Below are 8,361 nucleotides of genomic sequence, written 5' to 3' on the forward strand. Positions count from 1 at the left end.
CACCGCACACCACCGCACTGCGCCCGCGCACCGCCCATGAACTGGAGGAGCACCATGACCACCAAGAACACCCCCCGCCGCGCCGAACTGGTGAAGTACACCCCCGAGCAGCCCGGACGCCTCACCTGTGCCTGGCAGCGCGTCCAGCCCTGGCTGGAGGCCCGCTACTGGGACCTGGAGGGCTGGGCTGTCTACAAGGCGGGCCCGTGGATCGGCCGCCGCTTCCGCGATATCGAACGCGCCCTCGAGGGCGGCTGGTCCGGCACCGTCGCCTGGATCCGCGCCGTGCTCGGCCTGGTCGCCTTCGCCATCCTCGTCACCGGCGCCGTCTGGCTGGAGGGCCTCGCTCTCGGCTTCTGGCGGCACACGATGATCGGCACCCACCACTCCGGCGTGCTGGCCACCGTCACCCGCCCCGTCCACACCTACATCGACCAGCACGCGGCCGGCCTGCCGGTCAGCGCGGCCACCGTGTGGGCGCTGTGGCAGCTGGCCGGCCCGATCCTCGTATCGCTGGCCTGCATCGGCTCCACCACCGCACGCCTGCTGTGGATCGCCTACGGCGCCGCATGGACGGCGATGGTCTGGGCGAACACCCCCGCCCCCGGGCAGGCCGTCGCCACCGCCCTCGCGGCCGTCTGCTGGGCCGCCGTCAGCTCCCCGGCCCTGTCCGGCCTGGACCCGCGGCCCGTGCTGCTCATCCCCGTCCGCGTGCGCATCCGGCACAAGGCCGCCACGCTCCGGGCGCAGCAGCCCGCGCCGCAGCACGCGGGCCAGGACGAGAACGGATAGCCCCTGCCCGCTCCGCTCCCCAGGGGCCACCGCGCAGCGCGCGGCGGCCCCTGGCCCATCACCGTCACGGCAGCCGAAACGGAGGACCTGGTGCGCGCGATCGACGACGCCCCAGACGAAGAGCAACACGACGGCATACCCACCTGGCGCCGGAAGCTCGGGCCGGACAAGACGGAGATGGCAACCAGACGGGACCTGCGGGCCATGGGCCTGCGACCCGGAGGCCAGCCCGTGTGCGGGCAGCTCGTTTGGCGTTCCAAGCTCAGCCGCGGCGAGGAAGTGTTCGCGTACCTCTACCGCGTCGACCTGGCCAAGCCCGTCCGCCCGATGACCCCGGCCAAGCAGGCGGCACTCGACCGGGCCATGGCCGCCAGGCGGACCTGCCCCCGCTGCAAAGTCCAGAAAGAGGCCTGCATCAGCAAGAAGCTCGGCTGCTGCGTCGACTGCGCCACCCCGGACGAACTCTTCGCCAGCGCTGGCCGCTGACCCCGCCCCGCCCGGACGCTCACGCTGCACGCCACCGCCCCCGCCACCTGCACGCCGGCGCGGGGCCGGTGGCGTGCGGCGCGGCCGCCCGGCCGACACCGCCACCACCTCGGAGGACCGCATGACTCTCACCACCACACGCCGCCAGATGGCCAACCGCCTGCTCGACAGCGGCAGCGAGGTAGTCGCCTTCGCCGCCGGCTGGGCCGCCGGGACCGGCGTCGACCGGCTGCTGCCGCGCACCACCCCGGGCCGCCTGGCCCTGGTCCTCGGCGGCGCCCTCGCCGGTGCCCTGGCCGCCGACGAACTGTTGTTCACCGCGACCGGTCCGCTGCGCGACCGGCTTCGCGAGCCTGTTGCCACGCTGCTGCCCGGAGTGCCCGCCACCCTCGCGGACGCCCACCAGGTCCTGACCACCGACGCCATCGCCGATGCCGAGCACCAGGCGGCCTTCAGCACCTACACGATCGACCACAGCCGCGGCCTGGTCAGCAAGACGCACATGTGGAGCGGCTACCCGGACGGCAACGCCTCCCTGCGCCTCGCCCCCGGAACGGTCCTGTTCTGCCGCCGCACCGACGGCCTCACCGTCTACGAGCTCGCCCAAGCCCACACCCCGGATCCGGTCGAGGTCACCTCGATCGCCCAGCTGCTCCAGCTCCTGCCCGGCACCGCCGACCTGACAGACACCCCGCACGACGGCCAGGGCGACGACGTGGACGACGACCGGGACCTGGTGGTCGAGCCCGACCTGGTCCTGGGAGCCACCAGCGTCGACTGACGCCCTGGACCGGGCGATGGCCGCACGCCAAGCCTGCCCGAAATGCCTGGTCCGCTTCGACGCCTACCTCACGCTCGCCACCCTCGGTAGCTGCTGGGGGTGCAGCGACGAAGCGGCAGAACTCGTCCCCGCCGCCTGACCCCTGGAGATCCCGATGCCCGCCACCGCCACCGCCGCCCCCACCTCCGCCGCGCCCCGGCCCGTGGTCCGCGAGGACGGACCGATCCACGACTGGTTCGGCCTGACCTACGCCAACCACCAGGTCCTGCACCGCTCCCTGATGCAATCCATGCCGACGGAATGGCAGGAGCGCATGGTCGGCTGCCTCGAAGAGCTCCAGGCCGCCTACCAGCACCTGCCGCAGGCGCAGGCGTACGAGATCATCCCCGGCACCGAGCACGAGGTCGGCTCCCTCACACCCGACCAGTTCACCGCCGCCGGCGTCACCTTCGAGCGCGACGACGAGGGCTGCATCGCCCGCTACTGGCGCGACGGCCAGGAACTGGACCCCGACGACCTGGTGCTGCTCCCCGGCACCGACCCGGTCCCGCACTACAACCGCGGCCGCACCTACCTGCCGCCCTTCGGCACCACCGACTGACCGTCCCGTCCGGGCCACCAGGTTGCCCACCACCGCCCCGCCACCAGCACACCGGCGGGGCGGTGGTGCGCTTCGCGGCCGCCCGGCCGACACCCCAGCACCCTCGTGGAGGCACGCCCATGCGCACGTCCGCTCCCTCCTGGCTCCCCGCCCCGATCGCCCGCCTGCTCGGCTACACCCCCGCCGTCACCAGCCGCGCCGACCTCATGGAGCAGCTGCTCCAGGCCCACGCCGCCGCCTGGGCCGAGCAGGCCCAGTGCGCCGCGCAGGCACCTGCGATGCGGACCCTGATTCAGTTCCAGCCCGGCCTGCTCGCCGAGGTCAGCAACGCGGCCGAGACCGCTGCATACCTGAACCACCTGGCCGGCCTCGCCGAGCAGCAGCTGCCCCGCGGCGGCGAGATGGAGCGTGCCCTCTACCAGCGCGTGCTCGCCGCGGCGCGAACCGCGGAGCGGCTGGAGCAGGACCTGGCGGCCGCCGCTACCTACACCCTGCCGAAGGACCAGGACGCAACCGCCGCCACGGTCTGCTAGCCCCACCAGCTCCGCCCACCACCACCGTCCCCGAGCGGTCGGCGGCGGTGGGCACCTCGCCGAAACCGTGACCCGCTCCCTGTCCCCACCCTGACCAGCAGAAGGCAGGCACCCGCCATGACGATACCTCCCGGGCCGCCCGGTTCGCCGCCGCCTACGGCCTGCTGCGCGCCGCCGCAGCCGTTGGCGACCACTGGGTCCAGACCGACCACCAGGCCGTCACCAAGGGCCAGTACGACGACGTCGACGGCCAGTCCAGCCGCGCCGGCCGCAAGGCCTGCGCGGCGCACGTGGCCACCTACACCGCCACCCAGGCGCTCGCCCTGGCCGTCGGCGGCCGCGTCCTCGGGATCCGCTGGACGCCGGGGCGTACCGTCGCCGCGCTGACCTTGGCGGCCGGGACACACGCGATCGCGGACCGCCGACGGCCCCTGCAGCGTCTGGCCGAAGCGGTCGGCAACGGCCCCTTCTACCGGCTGGGCGCACCGCGCGCCGGTCACGACGACAATCCGTCGATCGGGACCGGCGCCTACGCGCTGGACGCCGCCTGGCACCACGCCTGGGAGACCGCCGCCGCGCTCATCCTCGCCACCGGCCACTGACCGGACCGCCCGCTACACCGAGAGGACCGACCCGTGTCCCTTCCCAGCTACGAGCCTTTCCACCAGCCCGGACGCCCTTACCTGACGGACAGCGTCCTCGAGGACGAGCCGGACTGGGCGCTTGCCCGCCTCGCCCTCAGCGAGCGCTCGTTCGCCACCTACAAGGACGACCCGCGCGCCGACGAGGTCCGCCGGATCGGTGAGCACTTCACCGCCGACGAAGCCCGCCGCGTGGACGCCTTCCTCGCGGCGAGCATCCACGACACCGACCGGCTGGACGCCATCGATGCCGCCGGCACCCTCAACCGCGTCGACGTGGACTGGGTCATCGCGGAACTGCGGCGTGCCTGGGGCCAGCTGGACCGGCTCCGGGACTGCCTCGACGACTCCGGCAGCCTCCTGGCCAACACTTACGCCGCCAGCTCCGTCGACTACGTCCGCTGGTCCCGCAAACTGCAGGCGTTCTCGCCCTGCCCAGCCCCCGATCCGGCCCGACCCGCACCCAGCACGGGCCGCTGACCGTCCGGCAGCTGCCGCTGCCCACCACCACTTCGCCCACCTGCTCGGTGGCGGGGCGGTGGTGAGCGGCGCGGCCACCCGGCCGACGCCCCGCCCGACCCAGGAGGTGATGGCGCTGAGCGTCATCGGCAAAGAGGAAGGCATCGTCCACGGCACCCCCAAGGGCTACAAGCAACACCGCTACCGCAAGGTCCCGGCCACCGAGGCGTGCGGCTGCCTGAAGGCGATCCGCGACTACAACGCCGAGCGCGCCACCGACCGCGCGCCCCGAGCCAGCGTGACGGCGCACCAGTGGAACAACTCCGGCTTCACCGGCGAGCCCGGCTTGTCCCGCGCGGCCCGCGTCGTCCACCCGCCCGGCGACTGCCCCGAGCCCGGCTGCGGTGCCAAGGACGCGCCCGCCGAGCCGAAGGCCCCGCTGCCGCGCGGCTGGGTACGGGTGCAGGTCGGCGGGTCCAGCGAGCCCACCCGCGTCTACTGCTCCGGCGGCTGCGCCGCTGTCGGCGTCGCGCTCGCCGAGCTGCGGATGGCACCCGCGTGAACGGCGACCTGGCCACCGAGACCGTGGCCGGCCTCATCGCCAGCGGCCGGATCTTCGGCGAGGCGCAGATCCACGGCCTGGTCGCCGCCGTGGACGTCCGGGTGAACCGGGCGACGCGGGAATGGGCGGTCCTCACCGTCGACGACGGCACCGGCCGCATCGACGTGCACGTCTTCCCGAAGACCTGGCCGACCCTCAAGCCCCTCGTGGCTCAGGGAAAGACGGCCGCATTCACCGGCCGCCTCAACCAGGACAAGACAGGCGAACTCCAGCTCTTCGCCGCCGGCCCCGCACCGGCCGCGCCCTGACCCGAGAAAGAGAAGGCACATGAAGCGCACCACCGTGTTCGCCGCGGCGGCCGGCACCGTCCTGGCCGTCGCGGGCCTCGCCCGCTGGGCCCAGCGCGGCACCCCCGCCCCGGACGTCCCCTGCGACGTGGCCGACCTCGCCCGCCCGTGGGGCGAGCTGCCGTGCCCGCCGCTGCGTGAGGGTGTCGGGCATCTGCACGACTGGCTGATGAGTGGCGATTGGACCTCGCCCACCGACGTCCTTGACGCCTTGCGTGAGCAGGCGCCGGTGCGCCTGGTCGCGGATCTGCTGCGGGACCTGCAGACCGACCTGCACGTCGCGAGCTTCACCGGGGTCGCCGCGCAGCTCCACGACGCCGAGCAGTTGCTGCTCCAGGCCGCCGAGCAGATCGGCGAGGCCGACTACGACACCGGGCCGGATGAGCACCCGGTCGACTGTCCCGGCGGCTGCGGCGGCACCGGCGAGGTCATGGAGATCATGACGTGGGACGACCAGGGTGACGGCATCTTCGTGCCGGTCCACCAGGAGCCCGCGGACTGCCGCGCCGGGGAGCCCCGGCCCGCGCACGCCGGCGACTGCCCGTGCGGCGGCACCGGCTACACCTTCGACAGCGGCTACCGCGAGCTGTGCTTCGGCCTCAGCACGCTCCCCGCCGCAGAGCCGCCCGTCGTCGACGAGGACCCCTGGGCGTCGGCCCCACCCGCTCCCGCGTGGTCCCCGGGGGACGAGCCCCCGTTCTGAATGGCCCGAAAGCGCGGCGAGGCCCGCCTGATCACGTTTCAGGCGGGCCTCGTCACCACCCCATCGCACGGCCGGACCGAGCCGCTCAAAGCAGGCCGGGCGCGCGATGGGGCTTCCCTCCCGATGCGAACATCTCAAGAGAGGAACCCAGTATGGCGACCCGCCTTGTGCCCCGTCCCCGACTCGCCCGCATTCCCTCCCCCGAGCAGCGCCACCAGGCGCTGACCGCGATCCGCGGCATCGCCGCCCGCAGCGGACAGTCCCGCCACCACTACGCCTGCGAGCCCTGCCAGGTCGGCTGGGCCGGGCCCGAGCACGACTGCTGGAACTGCGGCCGGCCCGCAACCGCCCGCAGCCGCAAGCTCGCCTCCACGCTGCAACTGCTCCTGGGCGCGGTCACCCCGCCCGTTCGGAAGGAGCAGACGGCATGAGCCTCGACGACCGCGACGGGCAGGCCGTGCCGCTCGACCTGATCCTCGGCCCCCACCAGGCCGCCACCGTCCTCACTCGCATCGCCACCACATTCCGGCAGCAGGACCTGCTGCCCGAACCGGTCGCGCTGCGCCTGGCCTGCGAGCGCGCCACCGACGGCGACCCGCTGGTGCTGGCCGCGCCCGGCCAGGTGTGGGAGCTGCGCGACGGAGTCGACATCGACGACGCCCCGGCCCAGCGGCTCCAGGTCCACCTGCGCCTGACGGACCCGCCGATGGTCGTCGTCGGCGACCCGGACGACCCCACCGGCGACGGCGAGCTGGACGAGCTGCTGATCGAGGTCCTGGAGATGTACCGCCTGGTCTCGTGGGACACCCGCTTCCTCGCCCCCAACCCTGCTGCCGGATAGGCGGCCGCGATGCCCACCGACGCCGCCGGGCACACGCTCGCCGCCCTGGTGGCGGCCGCCGAGTCCCTGGACCTGTCCAACGAGCCAACCAGCGACGACCTCGCCGCCGCCTCCCGCGCCATCACGGGCAGGGCCCGCGACAAGGACGACCTGGTGCGGCTGCTGGAAGCCCTCGACCTGCCCCACGACGAGGACGACCTGGTCCCCCTCCTCACCCTGCTCTCCCCCGCCCCCGGCCTGATGCCGGGCACCGCCGACCAGGAAGGACCCAACCCCATGACGAACGACGCCTACACCGCGACGGCGGTGTCCATGTACGCCGACCGCCGCCCGCTGGACGAGATCACCACCATGACCGGCGTCACCGAGACCGAGCTCGCCCAAGCCCTGGCCGAGCAGATGCCCGACACCCCCGTGATCGCCCTGCCCGGGGACCTGGCCGACCTGTCCTGCATCGACGCGATGACCCGCTCGGTGGCGCTGTCCATGTACTACGCGGACGACGACTACACGACGGAGCAGATCACCGAGGCGACCGGCCTGACCACCGCTCAGATCGGAGCCCTGGTGGACGAGTGCGAGCAGCAGATCGACACCGAGCTGTCCGCCCGCGGCATCGAGGCCGCTACGGTGTCGCCCACCGCCGAGACCACCGAACCGGACGCGGCAGGGCACGGCAGGGACGAGCAGCTGCTCGCCTGGGCCGAGCAGCACACCCACCCGTGCATCCGGGACCTGGCCGGACAGGCCCGCGCCGCGCTGGACGAACTCGCCCGGCTGCGCGGCACCGAGCACGACCGCGCCCAAGCGCAGACCGAGGTCGACCGGCTGCGGGCGGCGCTCGCCGACGCCGAGCAGCGCCTGCACGCGTTGCAGCCCGCCCCGGCCGCCTCGCCCGCGCGGCTCGCCTCGGTCCCCGCACCCAGGACGACGGGCAAGCGCGCCGCGACGGCCGGGCGGATCGAGCAGCCCGCCGACAAGCGCGTGCGGCAGGCGATCCGCGCCTGGGCCAACGAGCACGGCCACACGGTCGCGCCCCAGGGCCTGATCTCCCAGGACGTCCTGCGCGCCTACACCAACGCCCACCAGCCCGGCCTGGCCAAGGCCGGCTGACCATGGCCGCCCGGCCCACCGGGCACCGTATCGCCGGCGCGGGACCGGTCACTGTGTTCCGCGCCGGCGGTGGCGCTGGCCCCGACTGGGGCTGCTACGCCCTGATGTACGGGACCCGCCCCCTGCCGGGCGGGCGCACCGAAGCCGTCCTCGGCTACACCCAGCCCGACTCGCCGCTACTCGACTCCGACTGGGCCCTGCACCAACCGCGCCCCCACGGGCCGACCGGAAACGCCCGACGCCCCCTCGCCGACTACGCCGCGGCAGCGAACGCACCGCGCAGCCGCAGCGAATCCCCCGCCGCCTACGGCCAGCGGATGGCGTGCTATCTCCTGCGGATCGCCGTCTCCGCCCGCCACCGCCGCCCGCCACCAGGCGTCCGGGCCGCACATCGCCACCCTTGCGTGGGCCGACTGGCAGATCGCCACCGAACAGCACGTCGTGCTCGCCGCGGACCGGGAGCACCCGGACCGCGGCTGGGCCGGCCACCACGCGGTCCGCG

14 protein-coding genes are annotated in these 8,361 nt (G+C 74.0%); all 14 read left to right on the forward strand.

The features are described 5' to 3' along the window. Nucleotides 1-54: 54 nt before the first annotated feature. Entirely contained in the window at nt 55-792 is a 738-nt protein-coding gene (locus TR48_RS23380) for a hypothetical protein (RefSeq protein WP_052442919.1), read from the forward strand. Between the two features lie 90 nt (nt 793-882). Continuing rightward, nucleotides 883-1,278: an RRQRL motif-containing zinc-binding protein gene (locus TR48_RS23385; RefSeq protein ID WP_304941229.1), complete on the forward strand. Its 396-nt coding sequence runs from the start codon at nt 883-885 to the stop codon at nt 1,276-1,278. A 121-nt stretch (nt 1,279-1,399) separates the two neighbouring features. Then, a complete protein-coding gene (locus TR48_RS23390; RefSeq protein ID WP_152628134.1) occupies nt 1,400-2,059 on the forward strand; it encodes a hypothetical protein in 660 nt (219 codons plus the stop codon). Between the two features lie 16 nt (nt 2,060-2,075). Continuing rightward, the gene (locus tag TR48_RS46390) at nt 2,076-2,198 is read left to right on the forward strand and encodes a hypothetical protein (RefSeq protein WP_268873593.1); all 123 of its coding nucleotides are present in this window, start codon (nt 2,076-2,078) and stop codon (nt 2,196-2,198) included. Nucleotides 2,199-2,213: 15 nt separating this feature from the next. Continuing rightward, nucleotides 2,214-2,660: a hypothetical protein gene (locus TR48_RS23395; RefSeq protein ID WP_042370548.1), complete on the forward strand. Its 447-nt coding sequence runs from the start codon at nt 2,214-2,216 to the stop codon at nt 2,658-2,660. Nucleotides 2,661-2,779: 119 nt separating this feature from the next. Then, on the forward strand, nt 2,780-3,193 hold the full coding sequence (locus tag TR48_RS23400) for a hypothetical protein (RefSeq protein ID WP_042370549.1): 414 nt from the start codon (nt 2,780-2,782) through the stop codon (nt 3,191-3,193). A 290-nt stretch (nt 3,194-3,483) separates the two neighbouring features. Beyond that, nucleotides 3,484-3,795, forward strand: coding sequence for a hypothetical protein (locus TR48_RS23405; protein WP_369405605.1), 312 nt, complete (start codon nt 3,484-3,486; stop codon nt 3,793-3,795). 33 nt (nt 3,796-3,828) lie between these two features. Next, nucleotides 3,829-4,314: a hypothetical protein gene (locus tag TR48_RS23410; RefSeq protein ID WP_042370551.1), complete on the forward strand. Its 486-nt coding sequence runs from the start codon at nt 3,829-3,831 to the stop codon at nt 4,312-4,314. Nucleotides 4,315-4,375: 61 nt separating this feature from the next. Beyond that, complete coding sequence (locus TR48_RS45715) at nt 4,376-4,855, forward strand: hypothetical protein (protein ID WP_236652289.1); 480 nt, start codon at nt 4,376-4,378, stop codon at nt 4,853-4,855. Then, on the forward strand, nt 4,852-5,163 hold the full coding sequence (locus TR48_RS43510; RefSeq protein ID WP_042370553.1) for an OB-fold nucleic acid binding domain-containing protein: 312 nt from the start codon (nt 4,852-4,854) through the stop codon (nt 5,161-5,163). Before TR48_RS45715 ends, TR48_RS43510 begins: the two co-directional genes overlap by 4 nt. A gap of 19 nt (nt 5,164-5,182) precedes the next feature. Next, complete coding sequence (locus tag TR48_RS23425; RefSeq protein ID WP_042370554.1) at nt 5,183-5,905, forward strand: hypothetical protein; 723 nt, start codon at nt 5,183-5,185, stop codon at nt 5,903-5,905. Nucleotides 5,906-6,057: 152 nt separating this feature from the next. Next, on the forward strand, nt 6,058-6,336 hold the full coding sequence (locus tag TR48_RS23430; RefSeq protein ID WP_042370556.1) for a hypothetical protein: 279 nt from the start codon (nt 6,058-6,060) through the stop codon (nt 6,334-6,336). Further along, nucleotides 6,333-6,746, forward strand: a complete 414-nt coding sequence (locus TR48_RS23435; RefSeq protein WP_042370558.1) for a hypothetical protein — start codon at nt 6,333-6,335, stop codon at nt 6,744-6,746. The genes TR48_RS23430 and TR48_RS23435 overlap by 4 nt, the downstream gene beginning before the upstream one ends. A 9-nt stretch (nt 6,747-6,755) precedes the next feature. Continuing rightward, nucleotides 6,756-7,859, forward strand: coding sequence for an Lsr2 family DNA-binding protein (locus TR48_RS23440; RefSeq protein ID WP_042370560.1), 1,104 nt, complete (start codon nt 6,756-6,758; stop codon nt 7,857-7,859). The last annotated feature ends 502 nt before the right edge of the window (nt 7,860-8,361 follow it).

Source organism: Streptacidiphilus neutrinimicus, from assembly GCF_000787815.1.
GTDB classification, from domain to species: Bacteria; Actinomycetota; Actinomycetes; order Streptomycetales; family Streptomycetaceae; genus Streptacidiphilus; species Streptacidiphilus neutrinimicus.

What these genes read in the sequence shown, in the direction of transcription:
- TR48_RS23430 (WP_042370556.1), top strand. Translation starts at nt 6,058, where the DNA reads ATGGCGACCCGCCTTGTGCCCCGTCCCCGACTCGCCCGCATTCCCTCC.
- TR48_RS46390 (WP_268873593.1), top strand. Translation starts at nt 2,076, where the DNA reads ATGGCCGCACGCCAAGCCTGCCCGAAATGCCTGGTCCGCTTCGACGCC.
- TR48_RS23440 (WP_042370560.1), top strand. Translation starts at nt 6,756, where the DNA reads ATGCCCACCGACGCCGCCGGGCACACGCTCGCCGCCCTGGTGGCGGCC.
- TR48_RS23400 (WP_042370549.1), top strand. Translation starts at nt 2,780, where the DNA reads ATGCGCACGTCCGCTCCCTCCTGGCTCCCCGCCCCGATCGCCCGCCTG.
- TR48_RS23395 (WP_042370548.1), top strand. Translation starts at nt 2,214, where the DNA reads ATGCCCGCCACCGCCACCGCCGCCCCCACCTCCGCCGCGCCCCGGCCC.
- TR48_RS23390 (WP_152628134.1), top strand. Translation starts at nt 1,400, where the DNA reads ATGACTCTCACCACCACACGCCGCCAGATGGCCAACCGCCTGCTCGAC.
- TR48_RS23380 (WP_052442919.1), top strand. Translation starts at nt 55, where the DNA reads ATGACCACCAAGAACACCCCCCGCCGCGCCGAACTGGTGAAGTACACC.
- TR48_RS23425 (WP_042370554.1), top strand. Translation starts at nt 5,183, where the DNA reads ATGAAGCGCACCACCGTGTTCGCCGCGGCGGCCGGCACCGTCCTGGCC.
- TR48_RS23435 (WP_042370558.1), top strand. Translation starts at nt 6,333, where the DNA reads ATGAGCCTCGACGACCGCGACGGGCAGGCCGTGCCGCTCGACCTGATC.